General features: G+C 42.2%; 16 protein-coding genes and 1 tRNA gene. 14 read left to right on the top strand and 3 right to left on the bottom strand.

The window, feature by feature from the left end; all coding sequences use genetic code 11:
• The first annotated feature begins 103 nt into the window (after nucleotides 1-103).
• The 5 genes from RH46_RS20080 to RH46_RS20060 all read left to right on the top strand — a co-directional run bounded on the left by RH46_RS20080 (nucleotide 104) and on the right by RH46_RS20060 (nucleotide 5,877).
• Entirely contained in the window at nucleotides 104-2,536 is a 2,433-nt protein-coding gene (locus RH46_RS20080; RefSeq protein ID WP_006881364.1) for an ATP-binding protein, read from the top strand.
• A gap of 229 nt (nucleotides 2,537-2,765) precedes the next feature.
• Nucleotides 2,766-3,215, top strand: a complete 450-nt coding sequence (locus RH46_RS20075; protein ID WP_006881363.1) for an L-alanine exporter AlaE — start codon at nucleotides 2,766-2,768, stop codon at nucleotides 3,213-3,215.
• Between the two features lie 294 nt (nucleotides 3,216-3,509).
• Nucleotides 3,510-3,597 (top strand) — tRNA-Ser (locus RH46_RS20070).
• Nucleotides 3,598-3,939: 342 nt separating this feature from the next.
• Entirely contained in the window at nucleotides 3,940-4,506 is a 567-nt protein-coding gene (locus tag RH46_RS20065) for an outer membrane beta-barrel protein (RefSeq protein ID WP_006881362.1), read from the top strand.
• Nucleotides 4,507-4,785: 279 nt separating this feature from the next.
• Entirely contained in the window at nucleotides 4,786-5,877 is a 1,092-nt protein-coding gene (locus RH46_RS20060) for an alkene reductase (RefSeq protein WP_006881361.1), read from the top strand.
• 28 nt (nucleotides 5,878-5,905) lie between these two features.
• Here RH46_RS20060 and RH46_RS20055 read toward each other — a convergent pair whose 3' ends face one another.
• Entirely contained in the window at nucleotides 5,906-6,892 is a 987-nt protein-coding gene (locus RH46_RS20055; protein WP_006881360.1) for a nuclease-related domain-containing protein, read from the bottom strand.
• A 250-nt stretch (nucleotides 6,893-7,142) separates the two neighbouring features.
• Between RH46_RS20055 and RH46_RS20050 the strand changes: the two genes are divergently transcribed.
• The 5 genes from RH46_RS20050 to RH46_RS20030 all read left to right on the top strand — a co-directional run bounded on the left by RH46_RS20050 (nucleotide 7,143) and on the right by RH46_RS20030 (nucleotide 16,945).
• The gene (locus RH46_RS20050; protein WP_006881359.1) at nucleotides 7,143-8,852 is read left to right on the top strand and encodes a class I SAM-dependent methyltransferase; all 1,710 of its coding nucleotides are present in this window, start codon (nucleotides 7,143-7,145) and stop codon (nucleotides 8,850-8,852) included.
• Between the two features lie 362 nt (nucleotides 8,853-9,214).
• Complete coding sequence (locus RH46_RS20045; RefSeq protein WP_006881358.1) at nucleotides 9,215-12,328, top strand: helicase-related protein; 3,114 nt, start codon at nucleotides 9,215-9,217, stop codon at nucleotides 12,326-12,328.
• Nucleotides 12,328-14,133, top strand: a complete 1,806-nt coding sequence (drmB, locus tag RH46_RS20040) for a DUF1998 domain-containing protein (RefSeq protein ID WP_006881357.1) — start codon at nucleotides 12,328-12,330, stop codon at nucleotides 14,131-14,133. Before RH46_RS20045 ends, drmB begins: the two co-directional genes overlap by 1 nt.
• Nucleotides 14,133-15,509 carry an AAA family ATPase gene (locus tag RH46_RS20035; RefSeq protein ID WP_006881356.1) on the top strand — a complete coding sequence of 459 codons (1,377 nt, stop codon included), beginning with the start codon at nucleotides 14,133-14,135 and terminating at the stop codon, nucleotides 15,507-15,509. The genes drmB and RH46_RS20035 overlap by 1 nt, the downstream gene beginning before the upstream one ends.
• Nucleotides 15,509-16,945, top strand: coding sequence for a hypothetical protein (locus RH46_RS20030; RefSeq protein WP_006881355.1), 1,437 nt, complete (start codon nucleotides 15,509-15,511; stop codon nucleotides 16,943-16,945). Before RH46_RS20035 ends, RH46_RS20030 begins: the two co-directional genes overlap by 1 nt.
• A 240-nt stretch (nucleotides 16,946-17,185) precedes the next feature.
• Here the strand turns inward: RH46_RS20030 and RH46_RS20025 are convergent, their stop codons facing one another.
• Nucleotides 17,186-18,469 carry an LlaJI family restriction endonuclease gene (locus tag RH46_RS20025; protein ID WP_006881354.1) on the bottom strand — a complete coding sequence of 428 codons (1,284 nt, stop codon included), beginning with the start codon at nucleotides 18,467-18,469 and terminating at the stop codon, nucleotides 17,186-17,188.
• Between the two features lie 8 nt (nucleotides 18,470-18,477).
• A complete protein-coding gene (locus tag RH46_RS20020) occupies nucleotides 18,478-19,899 on the bottom strand; it encodes an AAA family ATPase (RefSeq protein WP_006881353.1) in 1,422 nt (473 codons plus the stop codon).
• A gap of 82 nt (nucleotides 19,900-19,981) precedes the next feature.
• Here RH46_RS20020 and dcm point away from each other — a divergent pair, with 82 nt between their 5' ends.
• The 4 genes from dcm to RH46_RS20000 all read left to right on the top strand — a co-directional run bounded on the left by dcm (nucleotide 19,982) and on the right by RH46_RS20000 (nucleotide 23,736).
• Nucleotides 19,982-21,313, top strand: a complete 1,332-nt coding sequence (gene dcm, locus RH46_RS20015) for a DNA cytosine methyltransferase (protein ID WP_006881352.1) — start codon at nucleotides 19,982-19,984, stop codon at nucleotides 21,311-21,313.
• Nucleotides 21,314-21,855: 542 nt separating this feature from the next.
• Entirely contained in the window at nucleotides 21,856-22,302 is a 447-nt protein-coding gene (locus RH46_RS20010) for a hypothetical protein (RefSeq protein WP_006881351.1), read from the top strand.
• A gap of 184 nt (nucleotides 22,303-22,486) precedes the next feature.
• Entirely contained in the window at nucleotides 22,487-22,960 is a 474-nt protein-coding gene (locus RH46_RS20005) for an Hcp family type VI secretion system effector (protein ID WP_006881350.1), read from the top strand.
• A complete protein-coding gene (locus tag RH46_RS20000; protein ID WP_006881349.1) occupies nucleotides 22,957-23,736 on the top strand; it encodes a DUF4225 domain-containing protein in 780 nt (259 codons plus the stop codon). Before RH46_RS20005 ends, RH46_RS20000 begins: the two co-directional genes overlap by 4 nt.
• Nucleotides 23,737-25,051 lie beyond the last annotated feature (1,315 nt).

Here is a 25,051-nt window from a genome sequence, read left to right as displayed (position 1 = left end):
ACATGTGATACGGCAATGGTAACAGCCAAGAGTTACGAGAAAAAGGTTGCTGTAACGATATATTCGCTATAATTTTTTATAAACGGTCAAAATTCAAAGATTTATGGATATACGTTCATCGCTGAAAAGGAAGAGTATTGTCGCCTTAGCTATCTATCTGGCTTTGGTGAGCGCCCTGATTGGTACTATCAGTTATCTGGTGGTAGAGCCGCCTACGCGTGATCAGTTAGAAACCAATCTCGATATCAGGACCGAACTGATTTCATCGCAGATAGAAGAGCCGATTAATAGCTCAGTCGGTATTCTGCAGGGAGTGTTGAGTATTGGCAGCAATAAAGAGGATCAGGAACATCAGGCCGTGATGTTGTATAACCTTTTCTCTCTGATTGATGGCGTGACCGTCAGTGGTGGCTTATGGCCAGTTCCATACTCTATTGATTCTGATATTCCATTTAAGAGTCTGTTTTTTAACCGTGCCAACGATGGCAATGTCGACCGGGTGCTGTCCTGGGACAACCCTGAGTCTGGTGGTTACGATCAGGAGCTGTGGTACACCTCAGTAGTGGAAAAGCCGATTGGCACTGTCTCCTGGTCACCGGTATATATTGACCCTTTCACCCATGTACAAATGATTACCGCTTCATCTCCCTATTATGTCGAAGGCGAGTTTGCGGGGGTTGCGACCGTTGATATCTCACTGGAAACTCTGGTCTCTTTTGTGCGTTTACATGCCGAGCAGTACGATCTCGGGGTGATTTTGCGTGATGGCTATGGTGACGTGATCACTGAATACAATTTTCAGTTAGCCGATGACATCTATATCAGTCAGAACCAGTTTGGTGACTTTAACTGGAGCGTAGACGTAGTTAACGCCAAACGTTTAGTGGCTGAGCAAGTTTACGATCTGGTCTCCAAGGTAGAAGCGGTTATCGTCCCTATCATGCTGGCCTGTGTAATGATGGGCTACTTCCTCATCAACCGCTTTCTGATTGCACCGATTATTGCCATTGCCCGAAGCGCGGATATGTCCAAACAGGGTGGTAGTATCGACATTCGCTACAATAGCCACGATGAAATTAAGTACCTGATCGACTCTTTTAACCAAAAGACCGTTTATCTGGAGGCGGAAAAAGTCAAAGCGCAGGCATCGACCAAAGCGAAAAGTGCCTTTCTTGCTACTTTATCCCATGAGATCCGAACCCCAATGAACGGAGTGCTCGGCACTGCTCAGATTCTGCAAAGAACCGACCTGAACGAGGAACAGCGCAAGCACCTCAAGACCTTGTATGAGTCTGGCGAGCACATGATGACCCTGCTGAACGAGATCCTAGATTTTTCTAAGGTCGAGCAAGGACACCTTGAGCTGGAGTACACGCCGTTTCCGTTAGAATCGATCATTGGTAGTGTGAATAGTGTTTACTACACTTTGTGTGCAGAAAAGGGTCTGCAGTTTAAAGTCTACTCCGAAGTACCGACGACCCGCTGGTATCGTGGTGACAAAGCCCGTCTGAGACAGATCTTGTTTAACCTGCTTAATAACGCGGTGAAGTTCACCTCGCGTGGTTATGTTGAAGTCTATTTCAAAGAACAGCAACGTCATGGTCGCAACTACCTGCTGATACGAGTGAGAGATACAGGTATTGGTATCGCCAAAGATGCACAGCAAAAGGTATTCAAACCGTTTGAGCAGGCTGAGTCTTCTACCACGCGCCGTTTTGGTGGCACCGGGCTTGGTCTGGCGATTGTGAAGCAGTTATGTGAACTGATGGAAGGAGAGGTCAAACTCGCCAGTGAGCTGGGGATTGGATCCAGTTTTGAAGTCGCGCTGTGTATTGACTCCTGCCAGCCAGTTTTCTCAGAACTTATTGAACACCGCAAACTGGATTACCACGGGCTCAAAGTGCTGATTGTGGAAGACAACCGAACCAATGCGATCATCCTTAATACCTTTATGACCAATAAAGGCTTCTCCTGCGATTGTGTAGAAAACGGTGAGCTGGCAGTACATGCTATCGCGACGGGCAGTTATGACTTAATACTTATGGATAACCATATGCCAGTTATGGATGGTGTAGAAGCGACCACAGCGATCAGAAACCTACCGGGCGCCCAGAGTGACATACTGATCTTCGGTTGTACCGCAGATGTATTTAAAGATACCCGCGAACGCATGTTTGGCGCGGGCGTTAACTATATTGTCTCTAAACCTGTTGATGAAACAGAGTTAGACGATGCGCTGCTTAGTCACTCAGACAAGTTATACCAATTCAAACCTGAGCTATTCCGCCTTCCACAAGAGGAGGCCAAACTTGACCTCGAAGAGCCGTTAATGATGTTCTTAATGGCGATTGAGAACCAAGATCTCAGCGAAGCTCAGCAACGTTTTGAACCGCTCAAACAGCAACTTAAAGACATCGATGCGGTACTGCTTAATGAAAACCTCGAAACCATTGCTTCTTGCCTGTCTGCGGGGCAGTTACCTCACCAGGATGACTTAGACGTACTAGCGGTACAGATGAAAGATTACTGTAACTAAATTACGCTCACTTGATTAAATTGTGAGCCAAATGCTGATTTGTAGCGAAATAATCTAACTTTAGTACAGAAAGTGGTGGTTTATTTACCATTTTATTTTAACTTTGAAATCTAACTCTACAAAATTAATGTTTTAATAGCGATATTCACTGGGTTGGTTGAATTAATCCAGTTTAAAGTTTTATTTATTCGTTAATTTTCTAGTAATTTGTTTTGGGGTTAAGCTAAAGATGAAGTCTCGTGGGCCTTTTTGTATTCGTAACGCAGCGGCAGATACGTTTGCAATGGTAGTGTTCTGTTTTGTATCTGGAATGATTATAGAGATCTTCATTTCAGGCATGACCTTTGAACAGTCTCTGGCATCACGAACGCTCTCGATTCCGGTTAATATCGCCATTGCCTGGCCTTACGGCTTGTTCCGTGACTTTATGCTTCGCCAGAGTAAGCGCATCTCAGACACCGGCTTTACTAAGAATATCGCTGATCTTGTCGCGTATGTGCTGTTCCAGTCTCCGGTTTACGCGGCAATCCTGTTTACTGTTGGCGCATCGACTGACCAGATCATCACTGCCGTTACCTCTAACGCAGTTGTCTCTTGTGGTATGGGCGTACTTTACGGCTACTTCCTTGATATGTGCCGCAAGTGGTTCCGTGTACCGGGATACTACCAGCAGGCTTAACTCCTACTTGGCTGTATGCCACGCAATCTGAATTGTTCAATAAAGACGCTTTAGGGCGTCTTCATTTGGTTAGCGACAAACAATTTCCTCTTCAGCTAACTCCTCGATTAGAAATCAGTTTTATCGGACATTTATCATTAAAATCCTGCCATTATTGAAGCATTCATGAACGAATTAGCCAGTAAGTGAGCAAACAGGCCAACAACAGCGCTTTTTTTGGGTATTAGGCTTGACCTAACATAAGAGAATCATTAAATTAGCGCCTCGTTGGTTAACTAAACCAACCCAAAATACGGTGAGTTGTCCGAGTGGCTGAAGGAGCACGCCTGGAAAGTGTGTATACGGCAACGTATCGAGAGTTCGAATCTCTCACTCACCGCCACATTCTAGAAAAAAGACGTCTTAGGACGTCTTTTTTCGTTTCTAATCTACGTACCTTCCCACAAAGCTTAAAAGGACATGCACCTTAAACCCACGGATTTAATCGTTCAGGTGTTTGTCGTTACAAGAAATCAGCTGCACATAAACCAATCACTCTGTACTAGTTGTCTAGTGGAGTAAATGCTCAGTTTCGAAATGATAGATTACATAATTCACGCTGTGAAATAACGTGGTCAATATGTAGGCTAATTTTTGTCCCCTCTAGGGAGAACCAGTAAACCATTTATTTTCATACTGTTTCAAGCTAGCCCTGGTGGGGCATTCTCATATAAGGATTACTAGAATGAAAAAAGTATTGTTAGCCTCTTTAGTTATTGCATGCTCCACACCAGCCTTAGCGAATGTCGATATAGGTCCGGATACTGCGGGTTATCGTCTGGGTTTTACTACCAATAGGGGGGAATTGGAACTAAGCGGTGGTGGTTTACCTACCTACAAGCAAACAGCAACCTTGGAGGGAGTGGAGCTAGGCTATGACTTTAATAAAATCGTTGGTGTCACCGCTTCATTCTCTAAAGGTGATGAATCTACTTCTACTTTTCGTGACTCTCGTTTTACTGCTGAGCTTGGTTATACCTTTCTTATCGGTGATAGCACAGACTTCACTATTAAACCTTATGGCTCTCTTGGGTATGAGAAGGGCACAATTGAAGATGGCTCCCAAAACCAAGCGCTAGCTTCTGACTCTGTATCTATCTCTGGCTTTACTGCCGGTGTCGGGGTAAGAGCAACAATATTCAAATATGGCTATATCGGTATCGAGGAAAGTGCTATCGCTGGTGATGTTGCAGGCGTGGATTGCACTGTCACAAATACTCGACTCGGTGTCGGTGCTAAGTGGGATTTCTAAATTAGTCCGTGCTCAAGGATGAGCTTTTCGTGGTGGGAGTCCATGTGTTAGATGAGCTTAAAAGGACATACGCGTTAAACCCACCGACTTAATCGTTAAGGTGTCTGTCCTTACAAGCTTCCAGTTAGCTTTTGATTATTCAGCTAATGTGAATAATCAATTCAAGTTTCGCTCAATTATCAAATTCACTCCGATCAATATACTGGCTTCATCGCAATAAGGTTGGCTGGATTCGTTAACAGCAATACCAGCGACCAGGATTTAAGTAAGGAACCGATCATGAGCAAACTGTTTGAACCCGCACAGCTAAAACAGCTGGATCTGCAAAACCGTGTCGTGATGGCACCCATGACCCGAGCACGCACCAGTCAACCGGGTAATATCCCCAACCCAATGATGGCGACGTATTACCAGCAACGTGCGACGGCAGGCTTGATTATCTCTGAGGCGACGCAGATTTCTGATGAATCACAAGGTTACTCGTTCACGCCTGGCGTATACACCGATGAGCATGTGGCAGGCTGGAAAACCGTTACACAAGCTGCCAAACAGCGAGGTGCGGCGATGTTCTGTCAGTTATGGCATGTTGGACGCGTCTCGCACCCTAGTTTTCAGAATGGTGAGCAGCCCATTGCACCATCGGCTCTCAAACCGGTAGAAACTCAAGTGTGGATCGCCGACGAGAATGGTAACGGCAATATGGTCGATTGTGTCGAGCCAAGAGCTATGTCCCAAGCCGATATTGATCGGGTTGTGAGTGATTTTGCTTATGCCGCTAAGCGCGCGATTGAAGCTGGCTTCGATGGTGTAGAAATTCACGGCGGTAACGGTTATTTGATTGACCAGTTCTTGCGCACTAATTCAAACCACAGAACCGATCACTACGGCGGAACGCGCCAGAACCGTATGCGCTTTTTGCTAGAGGTGGTTGATGCCGTGAGTGACGCCATTGGCGCCGACAAAGTGGGCGTGCGACTGGCGCCGTTCATTACCTTTAAGGACATGAACTGCCCGGATATTGTGCCTACGATCCTACAGGCATCCAAGGAACTTCAAGCCCGAGATATCGCCTACCTGCATCTGTCTGAAGCCGATTGGGATGACGCGCCAGTAATTCCGGAAAGCTTTAGGCTCGAATTGCGTGAGTACTTCACCAACACGATTATCGTCGCGGGCAGTTACACCCAAGATCGTGCCGATGAAATACTCGAAAAAGGCTATGCGGATTTAGTCGCGTTTGGACGCCCGTTTGTGGCTAACCCTGACTTGGTCTCGAGGCTAAAGCATCAGCAACCTCTGCAACAACTGGATGGCGCGACACTGTTTGGCGGTGACGAACGTGGCTATACCGACTACCCCGAATATGGCTAAAGGGGTGGGGTAGCTAGGGGCTGACCGTTCAGCTCTCTGGCTTCGAGCCATATTCATTGAAACTATTGTTGTTACTTAAAGCACCCGGGTATTCAAATTGAGTTTGTTGGCCACAATCGCAACTTACGGTATAGACCTGCTTTCGTTTGGATACCCGTGTGCTTCTGTTTCCGCATGCCTGGCAGCGGAGCTTCATTGAAGTGTTGGTATTACAATCGCTACAACTGACGTAATAGCCGAATTTCCCATACTTAGGTACTGTGTTGGCACTAGAGCATTCCCTGCACGTCACGCCAAATCCAAGCGAGTTATTTTCTTCTGTTGGGCTATGTTGTTTATATGACGCGCGAGTGTTGACCTCGGGTTCTTCCGTACTGGTGTTATTCTGAGGTTTATGTTCCGAGAGTAAGAAGTACTTAATGTTATTCATCTCGGTGTCATTGAATGAGGGATTGGGTTTTAAAAGATTACTGTGACGAGAAATGAGCTCTTTTACGCGTAAAGCGACGCCTTCTGCTTTGACTATCTGCTGAGAGAGCTTAGATGGGATATGAGCTCGGTCAATGATCGCATCATTTGAAGCAGCGCAGAGAGTGTCCCAGCAACGTCCACCAAAATAACCCTGTAAACCTAGCACTTTCATCAGTAATAAATCGGCGCTGTCATTTAATAAGTCTTTGAGTAACTTTGATTGAAGTGAAGCCTGAGTAATGGGAGAGGGCATACCTACCCATTGCCCTCGAACTGTTCTTTGCCACTCTAGTTGGTCGTTTACTTTTACCGTGCCTTTGATTGATTTTGACTCAATGACAATGAAGCCTTTCTTATAAACAACTAAGTGGTCTATTTGGGCAAACTCACCTTTATGTTCAAATCTTAAGTCGTGAAAAACTAGCACATTACCCTGATCTGAGAACTCTCGTTTTAAATAAAATGCAACGCTGTTCTCTACCTGATCGCCAAGAGTCTTCTTATAGCTATTTGATGTAGAGAGGGCTTTTTCTTTGACTATCATTATTCAGCCTATCGTTTTCTTTTTATGCTACCACGCACTTATAAATGTTGTGGTGTAATTTCCACTCATCAGATGCAGGTTTTGTGATCAGTAGTTAGTAACGAATAAGCTTTAGATTCTCATAGATAGGTAGTTAACAATCTGTTTTTGATTCGATTGTCGTCACAATAAATCATTATTTTCTAATACATTATCGCCTTATATAATCGAACCGTATATCATTTCAGAACAGTGATAGATGGTTTGATTTATGTCCTCAACAGCTTCTTTTTACCAGCACAACGCTACTCAGCTTGCTCAGCAATATGACTCGTTAGAGTTTGAAACTGTTCATCAGTCTTGGTCTGATTATTGGCCGAAGTCCGGTGATAGCGTTTTAGATGTTGGCGCCGGGTCTGGCAGAGACGCGAGGTGGATGAGTAAACAGGGCTGTGAAGTGATTGCGGTTGAGCCCAGCGATGCCTTACGTCACATAGGGCAGCAGAGTACAACTCCCGAAATTACATGGTTAAATGACTCACTCCCAGCACTGAACAGTGTTCAAAGCCTCGGATTGCGCTTTGATCTCATCCTCGTCAGTGCTGTCTGGATGCATCTGGCTCCCTCTGCACGTGAGAGAGCCTTTCGCAAGCTATCAAATCTGTTGTCTCCAAATGGAAAGCTAGTGATAAGCCTACGTCATGGCTCGTTTAATGACGGTCGCGTAGGTTATCCGGTTTCTACGGTGGAACTGGAAAAGTTATCAAAAGATTACTCGTTAACTCCCGTACTTGTCTCAGATAGTGATGACAGCCTTCAAAGGACAGGTGTCTCTTGGCAGACCGTGGTGCTGAGTTTGCCTGATGATGGTTCAAGCAGTCTGAATACGGTTCGCCGTATCATCGTTAATGACAGTAAATCAGCGACCTATAAGCTGGCCTTGTTAAGAACATTGCTCCGTATCGCTGACGCACATCCTGGCGCCGTTTTGGATAGGACAGATGGCAAAGTCAGTATTTCTGCCGGCCTTGTTGCCTTGTATTGGGTAAGGCAGTTCAAGCGTCTTATCGACATCGATATTGAAGGGGCAGGAATTCAACAAAACTCCAATTCGAATAAAGGACTGGGCTTTGTCAAAGACGACGGCTGGAATATGCTCAAGCACCTTTCTGCCGACGATCTAGCTATTGGTTCACTGTTTATCGGGGAAGAGGCGGTTGCCATTCAGAAACTGTTTACTCAGACGTTAAGCACCATCAAATCTGGGCCCGTGACCTTTATCTATCAAGGCGATAAGAACAATAAGCTGTTTCAAATAGAGCCAGCAAAAAAGCGTAGAAAATCTTCTGATGCGATTGTTTTAGATAGTGAGTTTTTTGCCGGGTTCGGCCAGTTCGTTTTAGACGAAAAGCTTTGGGATTGTTTCAGGCTTTATTGCGCCTGGATAGAGCCATTGGTGGTCAACCAATGGATTAAGGAAATGCAGCGTTTTGAACTGAATCAAGCGGGAGAGATTTCCCTACAGACTTATCATGATTGCCTTGTTTGGTTCGATTCATCACGTGATACGCGTGAAGTCCGTAAACGCGTTGATGAGCTGCGAGCACAAGGAACGGAGATCCCTAATGTTTGGGATAGTACTCCGCTAACGCGCCAATACGATGTGGATCACTGCCTTCCTTTTACTTACTGGCCAAACAACGACAAGTGGAACCTCCTTCCGACCACATCAACACAAAATCGAAGCAAAAGCGATCGCGTTCCAAAGGCTCAACGTTTAGTGGAATCTCGCGAACGAATCTTGCAGTGGTGGCAGTTGGCGTGGGGCAGTAATTCTCTATATCAACGACGATTTTTTAATGAAGCGATCCTCTCTTTACCAAACCTTCCTCCCCATTGTGATGACTTTGAAGAAGTGTTTGAAGCTATGGGTTTGCAGGTTCGTGGGGTTAAAAGCCGTCTCCAAATTTTCGAATGGTAAGAATGTGCACCATGTTGAGTATTTTGATTATACGGTATATGATGCCTTAATTTATTTTTAGGGGAAAGGTTTGTGTCCAGAGTAATCCGAGATTTGAAAAAAGAGCTAGAAGTACCACATTCAAGCTTTGATGGAATTGTAAATAACGAGCGTGGCGCTTTAAAAAAACATCCTCACTTAGTATCACAGAAGTAAGGCAGGGGGAGTGGGACTTTTAGAGAAGGGGGCAACATGATTCAGGAAAGGTGTATTTTAGTGGGAAATAATTTAGCTAGGCCATAGAAATAAGATATTACGAGTATACCTATCATCAGACTTTCGGTGTTTAGGCTTTCAACTAACTAGCCATGAAGAGAATACAAGTGAACGAATTTACCCAAGCAAGAAGTGAGCTAATTGATTACTTAAAAACACAGCTTATTGGCCCTGTAGGAGGCGTGGAAGAGAGGTTAAAAGATGCTCCTCATAAACGCTATCTTATGGGGACTCTCTTTCCTGCTGCAGCTTGTATCGATGATACAAATGACGACAAAGATGATGATTCAACTACTGAAGCTCTCGCCAATGATTTTAAACCATCATCGATGGCTATATCTTTCGCAATACAATCAAATACATCATTGCGGTTGAATATTACAGCAGGCTCTTATACCAAAGGAAAAATGCTTGAGTGGCAACGCTCTGAACTATCTCATGAAGAAAATGTAGAAAAAGTAGTCTCTCGAAAGAGTGAAATACTTGATGGACGCGCACGCCTAGATATTACGGTAAGACCTATAACCTCAGGTAAGATTGTAACTATCGCAGTTTCAAACAATGCAAGCTCAGGTGAGCGGTTAGATCCTGAAAAGTGTTTATACCAGTGCGGTATCAAAGTCTCTGTTTTAGAGGGTAGTATCAGAGAGTACCCAAGTAGCGAACGATTCAAACTCGATGATGAGCAGCAGGAACTCAACTTAGCTTATAGAAAACGGGTTCCTTGGGCTGTTGGTCATGGTGTTGCTGTTGATTGGTCTTTTGATGGGGAAGCTAGTCCAACCAAGTTATATACTGAGATGATGCCTACTCATGAAGTGAAAGACTTTAGTACAGAAATAGATCAGAGCAAGTATCCAAACCTGAGCAGTAATATTCTTAGTATAACCAGAATAGCGGATGTTGATGCGGCAACTGATCAACAGCTACTTTCTGGATATCAAGAACTTATTTTAGCGTACCGAACTTGGATTAATGAACTTAATAACGAAGTTTTAGATGATAGATATCTTGCAGCGAAAACACGCATTATCCAGAGGTTGAGAAGTGCAGCTCAAAGAATGGAGGATGGCATTAAAGGTCTACAAAACTCTTCATTAGCAATGGAAGCTTTCCGTATTGCTAACAAGGCTATGCTGATGCAAATGCTACATTCTGGGAAAAAGTATGCCGGAAAAGCTAAGCCAAAAGACTTTGAGTATGTAAGCCCAGATTACTTTGCTGATGATGTTGTTGAGAACTTCAAATGGCGCCCATTCCAGTTAGCCTTTCAATTGCTCGTTTTAGAATCGCTTATTCCGAACAAAGATACTGGTAATTTGCCTAAATCTCATGAAGAAGTAGATCTTCTATGGTTCCCTACTGGTGGTGGTAAAACCGAAGCCTACCTAGCCGTTGCTGCATGGGAAATGATATATCGTCGTTTGACTAAAGGGAAACGTGGCGCAGGCACTGCAGTTATTAAACGCTACACATTACGCTTGCTAACATCTCAACAGTTTCAAAGGGCTGGAAGCTTAATCTGCGCTTTAGAAAAATTACGCGAAAATGATTCTCGGTTAGGCCAAGAGCCGTTTTCTCTTGGTCTGTGGGCAGGTATGGATAGCACACCTAATAGTTATAGAGATGCTCATCACAAGTTTGTTATCACTCGCGACGATCCTGAACCAGAGAATAGTTTCCAATTACAAAACTGCCCTTGGTGCGGTACTGAAATAATACCGAAGGTTTATACATCTGAGCATCTTTCATATGGTATCCGCTCAAATCCTGATAACAAGTTTGAGTTTTTCTGTCCAAATGAAGGATGCGATTTTCATCACCATTTACCTATACAAGTTGTGGACGAGGCCTTATATGCTTCTCCACCTAGTCTTCTAATAGGGACGGTTGACAAATTTGCTCGCCTAACTTGGAAGGCGGAAGCTGCGGCTTTCTTCGGAGATAAAAAAGTACTACCTCCAAGCCTTATAATTCAAGACGAATTGCACCTAATTTCTGGTCCTTTAGGCACCATTGCTGGTATTTATGAAGCTGGTTTTGATTCTATCATGGAGGTCCTTGGCCAGAAGCCTAAGGTAATAGCTGCAACTGCGACGATTCGTGCAGCGGAGCAGCAAAGTGTGCGTTTATTTGGCAGAAGAGTTAACGTGTTTCCTCCGTCAGGGACCGACCAAGCCGACTCTTTCTTTTCAAAAGAAGAACTTGATAAACCAGGTCGAATGTATGTTGGTGTAATGCCCGCTGGGCATACAGGGCAAACTTCACTTGTTCAAACAAGCGCAGCCGCTCTTTTAGCTCCTTATGAGCTGGGATTAGAGTATGAACTACTCGATAGTTACTGGACCCTACCGATTTATCACAATAGCCGCAGAGAACTAGGTAAAACCATGACCCTAGGACGCGATGATATTCCAGAACGTATCAAAGTCATTTCTAATAATATGTATGATACTCGTAAGATCGAAAGCGTCGAGGAGCTGAGCGCCGGTGTCAAAGGCTCCAAAATACCGGAAGTACTAACGAAACTAAGTAAGCCTGTACCTGATGCTGTCGATATATTACCGTGTACGAATATGATTTCTGTCGGTGTTGATATTGAACGCCTTGGTATGATGGTGATTGCTGGGCAGCCGAAAGCTACTGCTGAATATATACAGGCTTCAAGCCGTGTAGGAAGAAGTAAAAAACGTCCTCCAGGTATTGTGATCACTCAATACTCTCCAACTAAGCCACGAGATCGCTCACACTATGAAACTTTCAAAAGCTATCATCAAGCCCTATATCGTTACGTTGAGCCTACTAGTATTACCCCTTGGGCTAAACCTGCACTTGAACGAGCTCTGCATGCTGCTCTAATTTCAGTCGTCCGAGTTACGGGTTACCTAAGAAAAAATGAAAACGCTAGACATCTAGATGTGTCCCATTCTGAGTTCAAAACACTCTTGGCGGTATTTAAAAAGCGTATCGTAAAGGCTATGGACGGTATGCCAAAAAAGGAGCAAAACGAGACTCTAGAATACCTTCAATCTCTAGTCGACACATGGCAGGAACGTTGTGATAGAACGATCAGGCCGTTAAGCCACTACACGGGAGAAAAGCAATTTCAACCGTTGATCCAACCTTATGAAAGTGCGCAACATGATGAGGCATGGCGCACCCTAAATTCAATGAGAAATGTCGATACTGAAACCTGTTTGTTTATTAGAGGAGAGAACTAATGGCAGATTCAAACCGCGCTTACCGTAGTTCTCAGTTGATTTCACCTTTTGGTCCAGGCTCTATCATCGAGCTTGGTGATGAATCTCTCGCATTAGCAGACCCGATTCATTGGCCTAAAAGGCTTGAAGAGATAAAGCTAGAGCGTTTATCTCGCGAAGCTGGCGTATGGGCTTTGAAAAAACCGCCGGTAATCAAGAATAAGAGAGATGAGGTCGGTCCCCATAATGCTTTAATGACAGTACGTTTCCCGAAATGGATGTTCTGTCCACGTTGTAAACGCATGGAACTTTGGAAAAAAGAAACCGGTAAGCTCAACGCAGATGGAATACCGGTATGTGCGAATAACTCATGTAAGCAAAAAGTTCTTGCTCCAATGCGTTTTGTCGCTGCGTGTCAAAAAGGGCATCTTCAAGATATTCCTTGGGTGTATTGGGCTCACAAAAATAGCAGACAGAAGACTTGTGAAAGCCCAGAGCTCTACTTCCTGTCTAACCCTGAGCTTGGTAGCGGTTTGGATGCTCTCTATGTTGAGTGTAGAAATCCAGAGTGTGGCTCAAAAAACTCTCTTAAAGAAATAATGAGTCAGACAGGACTCGCAGGTGTTAAATGCAATGATACTCAGCCTTGGGAATATAAAGCTCCTGCAGAGCGCCAATGTGATGAACAGCTACATGTATTACAAAGGGGAGCAAGCAACCTCTATTACTCAATAGTGCGCTCTGCATTGGATATCCCTCATTCAGAGAAAAGCTCCGGTAACCAAATATATCTTAAGATAAAAGAATCAAATTATTTCGAAAGTTTGATGACTGCTTTATCTGATGGAAAAGAACGTCTAATTAACGCATATGTTGAAGAAATTGCGGAAGAGGTTGATCTTACTGAAGAACAAGTTTTGAACGCAGTAACTGGTAAAGAAAAGGAACAGCGTACGTATAAAGTTCCGAAAGATGAAGATTTAAGAGTTGCTGAGTGGGATGTTCTTTCTTCTCCAGATATTGCGAGTAAAGAGACTAAAACTTTTAAAGCTAAGGTCGCAGACTGGGCTAACTATCCCACTTTTGACTTTGATTCTGTAATAAAGCGAGTTGTTTTATTAGATAAATTACGTGAAGTACGTGCATTTTGTGGATTTGAGCGCGTATCACCAAGTGATAACGTTGTTAGCCCCAAAACCGTTTTGGAGAATAGATCGTGGCTTCCTGCTACTGAAGTCTATGGCGAAGGCATATTCATTGAAATGGATAACTCTGTCATTAAGACTTGGGAACAGCATATGCCACACGAGTTAAAGCTGCGAATTGAAAAGTTGAAGAAACACCATACGGAGCTCAGCTCCACTTATTTGCCAGTTCCAAGCGTGAAGTTTTTAGTTCTACATACTTTAGCCCACCTATTAATTAGACAGCTAAGTTTTGAAAGTGGGTATTCTAGTGGTTCTCTAAGAGAGAGAATCTATGCTGATGATGGTCAAGCCGGACTACTTATATATACAGCTGATGGTGACTCAGAAGGAAGTTTGGGGGGGCTCGTTCAGCAAGGTGAAGCTAACAGATTGTTTCCAGCAATGTTAGCTGCGTTAGAAACTGCATATTGGTGCTCTAATGACCCAGTGTGTAGTGAAAAGCAAGAGTTAGGCATTATGGGATTAAACCAAGCTGCATGTCACTCTTGTACAATAATTTCAGAAACTAGTTGCGAGAATAACAACCTTTTACTGGACCGAAAGATTTTAATCGGTACAGATAATTATGAAGGCTTATTTACTAAAATTATCAATAATGCGCAGCAGGAGTTTAGCTAATGAGAATGCCTAATGCGCGTCAAATAAGCGAAGAACAACAAGACATTTTTGAAGATGCACCTATCGATGGAAGCATTCTGGTTTCGGGTCCTCCGGGAACAGGTAAAACTGTAATTGCCTTCCTTAGAGCGCAGATATTAGCTAATAAGAACCGTGACGTAACTGTTTTAATGTACAACCGTGTTCTAAGGCGTTACACACAGAATGTGGCAGCTGAAATAAATGGAAACGTGCAATCAAAAACGATGCATACTTGGTTTCCCGAGTGGTGGAGGTCACATAGAATCGCTACAGGTCATAGCTCAGAAACACTCATTATTGATGGGGACCGAGCATTTGTGAACTGCCCATATGAGGATAAAGACAAGTTAAAAAAAGTCGGCGGAAAATGGGGGGCAAATAAATTCAACCCATTCACAAATAAAAAAGGGATGTGGTACGTCCCAAAAAGCCGGTATGACTTAGATCCTAGTATCTATAGCGCGTGGACAGGAACTTCACATGAACCATTGGAGCTTGCACGATGGCAATACAATTGGTTAGCAATGCGTGACTTGTACCTAGATCAACCTCAAGAAAAAATGGTCGATTGGGGACACTTGATTATTGATGAAGCACAAGATTTCGAACCTGGTCTTTTTTCGTTCTTACATCTGACATCTAAGCAATTAGAGCATGGAGCATTAACGATCCTTGCGGATGAGAATCAAAGATTGGAGGAGAATCGTCACTCTAGTTTAGAAGACATTAGAACGACTCTTAAATTGAACAAGAAGCCTGAGCGTGAGTTTTCTTTAACAATTAACTTCAGAAATACATATCAAATAGCAAAAGTAGCAAGTCATTTTTATGTAGGGCTACCGACTGGTGTTCCAAAACTACCTAATCGGCAAGGTAACAAACCTCAGCTGGTTGTTGTAAGTAACGTTGAGCAGCAGATTCAATATATTTGTCGTTCACTAAAAAACAGAGCAGCATTAGAAGTTGGTGTAATTGTTGACAATGACACAGATCGAGAACTATTTGCCAAAAAGATAGCTGACTGCTTGACTAATTATACTGTGCAATCATACAGTAGCAAGAACTATAAAAGTAGTGAAGACTTAGTATTTGACACGCAAGGAGTAGTGACGGTATTACACCGTAAGAGCTGCAAGGGGCTAGAATTCGATGCTGTTTTTATCCCTCAATTACAGTCTTTTACTGTTGATGATACTGACCTAGCAACCTTTAAGATGAATCTCTACGTTATGTGTTCAAGAGCACGTGAAGAACTAGTTTTCTTATGTAATGATGGCACTAGAGCTAACCCTGCTTTTTTTGAGCACTTTCCGAACCGCGCCTCTGGATTAATTGATTATAGAGAACAAGAATAATGGAAATGACCCCTACTACAACGTACTACGTTATGCTTTCTAAACGCTACCTTAGTCGTTACGTTCTCACTTACGAACTTCTTCCTCTAGAGTATTGTTTTGATGTGAATGGGCAGAAGGTTTTTGATCGCCCCACAATGCATTCCCTTGTTAATCAAGGGAAATTGGGAGATAGAAATGTAGTTGTAGGTCTAACACAACACTTAGGTGGGTCTTACCTACCATACAGTAATATATCTAATATTGGCTTCTCTGACCAAGATAGCTTGAATATGTTTGTAGAGCGCAGCTACGAAAATTATGATTCAAGCACTATCGAATGTTACGCTTTGACAAGTGGTAATGAGCCATCAGAGTTAGCAATAGATATTGTTGAGCCTCCCGTAATAGACAAACATACTTTTACATTGAAGATGGCGTTGAATGACGCAATTGTAGCGGCAACACATTCACATCTATTGGCATATCCCCAATTTGCAGCGGAGCTGCCCAGCTTTAAAGGTAATGCCGAACAACTATTAAGCGCGATTCTAACTTCTTATTTAGGTGATATTAACCAACTAGCTATCGCGATTGCGTTTTTCAAAACATGTTCTTTTTTCAACATAGATGCTGGGTGGCAATTAATAGAAGTTGTTGAAAATTTTAAGAAAAGATTACCACCAGAAGCAAACTCCGATGATGTTCAACGTTGGTTCGACACTGCTCAAAAAATAATTAACAATGAAGACGTTAACCTTATTTACTCTGATGATCAGAACATAGCTCTAAGAGCGATGATACTTGTCCTTCTCAATCCAGAGAAGGACAGTATCAATGCTATGAAAGTTAACCTTCAAGAAAATTTAGGAGGAAAAGTCTACTCGCTAGCAAATATCTTTGTAGGAGCAAGGACAGGTTACAGCTACCTGAGTGCAGAGCAAAGAAACATGCTCGAAGATAGAAAACAGCTTCAGTTACTAAATGCAAGTCTTTATAACCCTGCATCTGATGAGCCAACGAGTGAACCTATCGAGCAAATTCTAACTCAAGAACAAATCTCCCCTGATGAAAACAAATTTATACTAGATCAAGAACCTTGGCTCAAAAGTGCCAGCCCAGACATATTTCAGCTACGTGCTGTTAAACCTATGGCAGGATTTGATCTTTCGCTTGAGTATAAACCTGAGAGTTTCTTAGCGTGGCGACTCATAGACGCTAATGGAACCAAAGGAATGGAAAAACTTAAAGGACAATTAGCTCTTAATTTATTATCAATACAACGGAACTTTCCAGCTGGTGTGAGAGTTGAAATTGTAGAAGCTAAGGGGCTATATATTACTCTTCCTTTAGTCTGGGCCGAAGATTTTAATATTAGAGAGAAGTTACAGCTTATTCTTGACGATCTCATATCTATAAAGATCGCCCAGAAATCCAGCAAACTTGTCAAAATATAATGCTTCATTGATTAGTTGAATAATAAAGCCAAAGCTAGTGATGCTTTGGCTTTTTATTTAGATGTGTCCGAAATACTGAAAAATTTTTGAGTGCTAGATAGCAGTCAAAAGCCTGAGCACTCAGAGTTATCTATTAAGTTTCGATAGGCATAAAAAAATGCATTTGACTGTGTATAAAAACAGTCTGATGCATTATTAGCTTGCCTCAATGTTTGAGTTCCACTTCTGAAAACAGTGTAGCTATGTGGTTTCTAAGACTCTATTAGGTACGAGCAACTCGCTGAGCTCCACCATTTTTTTACGGTTTATGTAATGCTGTATTACGTTGTTAGGGCAGACGTAAATACACTGTATCGGTGGAAAATCAGTGTCTTCAAGTGTCCCTGTGCCTCGGTTTTTCATGTGTGCACTAGAAATAACGCCATCTTCTCCGGGGAAGATGAATGCATTATTTACTCGGGCTGAATTTCTATAGACATGGAGAGCTTTAGCATAGAAAAACTGTTTAACCAGATCAGGCCAACCAGGTGCCTTTCTCGTATTGGTGAGTGTATCGTAGTATTTCGCATCGACTACGGCAAAGATATTGGAATGAGGTCTATTTAAAACGATGTCCGTTCTTAGCCCTTTAGATGCGGCTTCCACGATACTACCGTCACTCATCTTATACGCTGGAGTTGGAAGTAAGTGGTTAACCTTAATCGTCCACTTCAAAGTGTGCGCAAGCATATGCTCCCACATCCCTTCAAAGCGCTTAACCCCCATTGCATAGCTATTGTTACTTTGGCCTCTCGTCTCTTCAAGGAAAGTCAAAAGGTGCGAGATAAGTTCTATATCTCGCGTAGCGTAGTGAGTATGAAGCTGAGATTTTAAATGAGCTATTTGAGACGACGTTTTCCCCGAAGGTTGAGGTATTGCTTGCAAGCTATCGGCTATGTTTGATTTTTTAGGTGAAATCAGCCAACTGAATTGCTCATCAAGCTTTCGGATAACGTGAGCATGTATCCGAGTTAACTCATCACCAATGAACCTACTATTCAGTACACCATCGATATCTAAATAAACAGGCCCGTTATCAGTTAAGAAGGCAGTTCTTCTGCTGATTGTATTTTTCCAATCTGGCTTACCGCTGTTTATAACCTTCTTTTGCTTACGTGTGAAAAATAGTCCGTTGGTGCGGAAATCTCGAAGCAGCCAAACAATAGAGCTCAGGCGACTCATCCCAATAAATTCGTCGCCATCGTCATCTGCTGTAATATGGTTATTTTTAGTAGTTGAATAGCGATGTAAAGCTTCCATCAACTGAGATGCCATAGTGATCTCGTTTTCTCTATTTCGAGCGTTAGCCTTAGTCGAGCGGGGTAGAAAGGCATGCAGTTTTCCGTCTGCATGTACTAACCCGCAAAAAGAGACAGATTTGCCTCCGGTTGTGACCAACCCTCGATTAATCAATACGCTTCGCAAGCTGGTATCTAGTAAAAGAAGTGATGACCTATCTGTATGGAGTTCTAAGCGTAGTTCCATAATTGACCTTATTGTTGCTCTTCACGTTCAATAGTCATTTGGAATAACATTTCAGATAGATGCTCAACAAGAACACATTGATTGTCATCGTAGGCTGTGATTAAGCGGCCATAAGTTGTTAGCTCTACATCTTCACCTAGTTCAGTAACAGTATTTGCGAATACAACATCACGCTGACCGTGTCGGAGCACATCGTCCCACAGGTACATAAATAGTTTACCTTTAAGAGAGTTAGCTCCATTTTCATTTAGCTCAGCATCATCCAGGAAGCGATGACCCAAAAGCTTATCTTCAGGGATATGATCAACGGCCAGTATATTGTTGATAACTTTTGAAAAATCAGACCACTGGACATGCTTAACTTGGACTTCTCCATTGTAGTATAGAGCCAGTGGCAATGTTCCTTGCGCAGCGTTGTCATAGTCGAAAGGTAGGTACTCAAATTCCCAACGACGTTTAAATGCTGTATCGAGAGGCATTACAGCTTGGTCACTGCTATTCATTGTTGCAAGTATCGATAAGTTCGATGGAATGAAAAGTTTCCCATCTGCAAAGAAACCTTCGGTTTTGCTGTTTAAATATTCAAGCCAATCTGGATCGGATACGTGTATTGGGTACTTACTTGCTTTTGAGATATCACGATCTAAGAGCTGGAATATTTCACCAAAGGCAGCTGCCGCAGCAGCACGGTTTATCTCCTCAATAACTAGAGCACATTCTGCCTCAGGATGTGTAACTGCGTGGACGATAGCATCGGTAAAACAACCAGGACGGAAAGAGTAACTAATAACGCCATCTACCATTGCAGGCTTAAGGCTACCTATAAAATCGCTATATTGTGTGTCTGGATGGAAAACCGTGCGGAATGTGTGCCCAGCATTGGTTTGTTGATCGATGGTATAGCTTTTACCTGTGCCAGGCGCGCCATAATAGATTTTGTTAATGCCAGAGGAGACGCGATCTTCTGCTGTGGTGCTATCAGAAGAAACCGCAGCTAAATATGCTTCATTATTAGGAAGTTGACTTTCAAGGTAGAGGATTGCTTGATCGAGAAATTGCGGCTCAAGAGGCATTACTTTATCGTTATATCCTGCTTCTAGGTTGTTCGATACAGAAATAATTTTACTGAGAACAGAGAATAGGGGCAGGGTTTGAACGGTAGACAACGCGATAGTGACATCATCAGTTAGGTGTCTTGGGAACAAATCACGCCAACTGTCTTCATCGTAGTTTGCATTCTGCGAGAATTGAGCAAGATTGTTTCGGATATCTCTCAACGCGTGAAGAGCTTGTTTCAAAGTGATAGAAAAGTATTTAGTACCTCTTCTACCAGTATTAGAAAACTTAAATGAAGGGGCTAGATCTTCGTATGATAGGCTCATTGAGCTGTTCAAGCCCGCACAGTTTTCTACAAATTCGTCAATTCTCATTTTAAGCCTTTTTAATTATTTGCCTGTCTAGATACACAGTGTTACTATCTCCGGGTCAAAAACCGGATAAGCGATAGTAAAAGTGGATCAATCTAATCAATCAGTTGCTAAATATATCAAAAACACACGAGAAAACCTTGGTTTAGGTGTTGCGGAGTTCGCAAATCTGCTAGGAATGAGCTCAACAGGTGAAAGAACTGTAAGAGGTTGGGAAAATGGCGAGCACAAACCAACCAAAGCTAAACTAGAAGCAATTGGTAATCTGAAAGAAGAATTAGATGCTCGCTTAGAGCAAGCTCCGTTTCGACAAGCGCCTGAAAACCAGTGTGATTTCACTTACATCGATCTATTCGCTGGAATCGGTGGCATTCGTCAACCATTTCAAGAGCTTGGTGGTCATTGTGTATTCACATCAGAGTGGGACAAGTTCGCTCAGAAAACATATCTTCACAATTATGGTGAAATGCCTAACGGTGATATCACTAAAATCTGCGTAAAAGAACAGATTCCAGAACACGATATTCTATTAGGTGGTTTTCCTTGTCAGGCATTCTCCCAAGCCGGTCTTAAGCAGGGTTTCAATGATACCCGTGGAACTATGTTTTTCGAAATTCAAAAAATCCTAGTAGAGAAACGTCCCAAAGCGTTTTTGCTTGAAAATGTTAAGCAGTTGAAAGGACACGATAAAGGTCAAACACTTAAAACTATTTTGAACTTTTTGGAAGGTAAGGGTGAACATAAAATTCCTGAAGATGTTCTCCTCAGCGAAGAAGTTCGCCATGCACTAAGCGATAAGCTTAATTACTGGGTGGATGTGAGAGTTCTAAGAGCTGCCGACTTTGGTGTACCGCAGAATCGCGAGCGTATTTTCATCATCGGATTCGATAAAGATTACTATACAGGTGTAGATTTCGACCAAGTGTTTAATTGGCCTGAACCACCGAAAACACCAACGAAGGTAGGAGATATTCTACAGTCTGACCAAGAGTTAGAAGCGGAGGCGAAAGTTATTGGTAAAGATTGTTATACAATATCTGATCGTTTGTGGGAAGGTCACCAAAAGCGCAAAGAAGGCCATAAAACAAAAGGCAATGGTTTTGGTTACACGCTCTACAACGCTGAAAGTGAGTACACCAATACAATTAGTGCTCGCTATTACAAAGATGGTTCTGAAATTCTTATCGATCAAAGCCATATTGGTAAGAACCCACGTAAGTTAACACCTAGAGAGTGTGCCCGCTTACAAGGTTTCCCTGAAAGCTTTGATGTTGGCGCAGTATCGCAAGGGCAAATCTACAAGCAATTTGGTAATTCAGTTTGTGTGAAGGTAGTTAAAGCGGTAGCGCAACAAATGCGCAGCGCAATGAAGCAAGCCGGAGAATTAAAGAATAGCGCCAACAAAGAAGTCGCTTAACAAAATGTTTCGTTACTATGGATCTCTTTATGACTTGAATACAAATGGCGCTATAGTTTTGAAAACTCCATAGTGTGTTGTTTACTGCTTCTATTAATTATCGTACTTGTAATATCTGAACTATGGGTTCAAGTGTATGTGAATTAGGGAGCAAAGAGCATTCAGTGGTATATGTTCAAAGGGCTAAGTTAATAGCTTTTAGTTGTACCAATTGAAAATGCATAAAACTTGTATGTGGTGCTGCTCAATACGACTAAAATCTACTAGGTTTTTCGTTATTTTTCAGGAAAACAATAGATTTTGACTGCCTCACCAAGCCCTCGCTCCCGCGAGGGCTTTTCGCCTCAGAACACTACGTTCTACCCTCAAAGAGACAGCGTACCTTCCTAATTGACCTCAAACCATTGGCATTACCCCAAAAACGAAAAGCAATGCCATGACTTGGTTTCCAAAACAGCCTGTCCAGTGATGAACCCCAACAAGCCCATGATAGGCTCTAGTATGAATGTTTTTTGTCCAAAGCATGATAGGGGTTGTTAACAATGGAAAAGAAAAAGACTTTTGGCAATGCGTTAGCAGTGATGCTCTTTAGTGCGAGTTTGCAAACGCAAGCAAGTGATTCTTTAACAATGAGTTACGATGCCCTAGAAGCGAAAAAAGATCTCTGCTTTGAGGTCGCAAAGACTGGGCATCAAGATTTTCCGAACTCGGACTGGTTAAAGTCATTGGAAGAGAATAAGCGAACTGAAGTGCTCATATACCTTGCCCAACGCAGCTTTAATGCGTGCCTGTCTAATGAAATTGGCGCTTTTAAAAAACAGCTAGCTATACAAACTCAAGAGGTTCAAGAGTTTGTTAATAAGTATGTTTCATTCGAACCATACATCGCTAAAGCTCCACAGATAGCAGAAGCAGCAAAACTACAAGAGCTAGAGTCCAAAGTGAACAAGCCATTTCATGTAAGTAAAGTCCCATTCATCCAACGTTAAAGGAGCGGATAGATGTTTGACCTCATCACCCATCCGTTTCAATGTCTGATTTTCTAAACCATTTTAAGGTAATTTGAACCAAATTAATGAATATTGCTTCAAATCCAGATAGTTAGCGGTCGCCCATAACTGACTCATTGATATACGCTATGTGTACGGTTCCATAAATATATACGAGTAAATTATGGCTCATACGGCATACTTATCGATCATGGGTAAAGAGCAATACTGTATCTCTCAAGGCTGTAACACCAAAGATTCAATTGGCAATAAGGCTCAAGAATCTCATAAAGATGAAATCACGGTTCTGGCTTGTAACTTCACCTTAAACAAGAACGGTAAGCCAACGGAAATGGCCATTACCAAACCCGTTGATAAGTCTTCACCATTACTCGGGAACGCCCTTTCCAAACAAGAGCATCTGCAATGCACTATCAAATTCTACCGAACCAATGAGCAAGGCTATAACGAAAACTTCTACACGATTGAGTTAGTTGATGCGTTGATAACCTCCCTGTCATTTGATCAACCAAATGTGCTCGCTTCCGGAGATGAAAACATGTCTGAGATATTCCATCTCACTTACCGCGACATTATCTGGAAACATAACATGGCAGGTACAGAAGGTTATCAAACATGGGATAGGTACTTAGGATGAGAAACCAAACCGCGCTAGGCTCATGGGACATTCGTGAGGTCGAAAAAGCCGCTAAAGGGCTCACCATGCAGGCTGTCACTCTTTCACATCGCTACATCTCAGATGGCGGTCTGAAGATGCAGTTTGTTCGTGAAGTCGACCGGTTTGAGCAATGCCTGGTGAACGATTTTAAAAGCGGTAAGAAGGACAAAGAGACAGTATTCAAAGAGCTTCAAAAAGAAAAACAAAGTCTTATCGAGCAAGGTGATTTGATCTTTAAAAAAGGAGTTGGTTTTATTGCTAGTGTTATGCAGGTAACAACAGGCGCGGGAATATGCTACGCCTCAGCGGCGGCCTTATGTTTTATTGGTGGTCCAATGATGGCTCATGGCGCGAATAACCTGTATGAAAATGGTAAGTACTTTTGGGATGGTGATGAGAATGCAACAGGGCCAGTTCGAAAAGGCTATCAACACGCAGCGGAATCGCTAGGTTACTCAAAATCCCACGGCGATATTGCCTACTATGGGACAGACTTAGCTTTGTCTGCTTATGGGATACTAGCTAAAACTACCACCGCCAAAAACGCAGCTGAAGCTTATCAGATTGCATCCAAGCGTAACCTAAATCCGATTCCGTGGACAAGAACTCAAAAAGCCAAGCAATTTAAGTTATTTAGGTATAGTGCAGAAGATTACTTAAGGGGCTATCAAGCATCAAGTAGGTTAGCACTAGGTACAGAACTAGCAGGTGACGGTATTACAGCATATTCACTCTATGATGAGGTTAATAAATGATCGCCATTACATACATTGTTACCTCACTTTTGCTCATTTATCTTCTATGGCGAGTAAACCGAAAACCATCTAAAGGTGTCATTCTGATAGGTCAGTTATTATTGTTTTTGGTCTTAGGAGGACAGTTTTGGTCAATTTTTCAGTTTGGGACAAAAACGGCGGGTGTTCCATCAAAGATACTGCTGTACGAAGATTTTTTTATTAAATACCTCGATTTACCCAACCTTGAAATGAAATGGCTCTCATGTGGTTTATTTATAATTACACTGATATTTTGCCTTCCTAAAAGAGCTGAATAGATGATTGACGTAGCGATGTTTTTATTATTGACCACTTCGATAACCTTCGTTTTCCGGAAGGTGGCTGGGTATGAATTCCCAAACAACATTTTAAGATTGGCTTATTGCGTGTTTGTCTTCTATCCGATTCTTTTAAATTACTACTCTATTTTCGTGAGTGGTTATCCATTCTTTAAAGTGCTTGAATCAATTATGCCTTATTACTCGAACAATGACTTAATTTCTTGTCTTAGCCTTGGTGTATGTATTTACTCAGGATTCCTTATCCCAAAACATCCGGAAGAGTCTGGGTGAGAATCTTCTACTTATATCGGATTGACTATGATTACATTAATGTTGTTTTGGACTTTTTCTCTCATTCTCATCTATGTAGCAAGAAAGCTGTTTCGTTACAGCAAGAATAAATTTTATGCTTTCTGTAAGATCTTGGCATATATAGTTATAGGCTCTCAATATTATTCAATTTTCAACTATGGCTCCTTTGTCCATGGAAATGCCCCGTCTGTTGTTAATCACTTTGAAGAGAATATTCTTAATTTACCGAATGACCAGATACAATGGTCAAGCCTAGTCATAATGTTTGCTTTTGCTATTTTGTGTATTCCACAATATATCAAAAAATTAGGAAAATCAATGTTGTTCGGACTTTATTTTTGACAGCATGGATAAATTTAAAGGACTAGGAAATATGAAAGAAACTATATTTTATTTCATTACGATTATTTTGCTCGTTACTCTAAGGCGGATATCCTATTTGACCTTTAATAGCTCAGTGTACGTATATATTTACATTATTCTGGTTATTGGATTCACTGGTGGTAATTACTATTCAATTTTTATGAATGGAACTTTATTAATGAACATGCTTCCCGAAGTATCATTCAAACATAATGAAGTAATACGATGGTCTAGCATTATAGTTTGCTTATGTTTAGGGCTGTTAATACCTAAAAGAAGCTGAATAAATGTTTGATGTTACAATCTTTTTTACCTTGTCTATTACTGGTAATTGTTTT

Source organism: Vibrio brasiliensis LMG 20546, from assembly GCF_000189255.1.
Lineage (GTDB): Bacteria > Pseudomonadota > Gammaproteobacteria > Enterobacterales > Vibrionaceae > Vibrio > Vibrio brasiliensis.
This window is presented reverse-complemented; position numbering and strand designations above follow the sequence as displayed.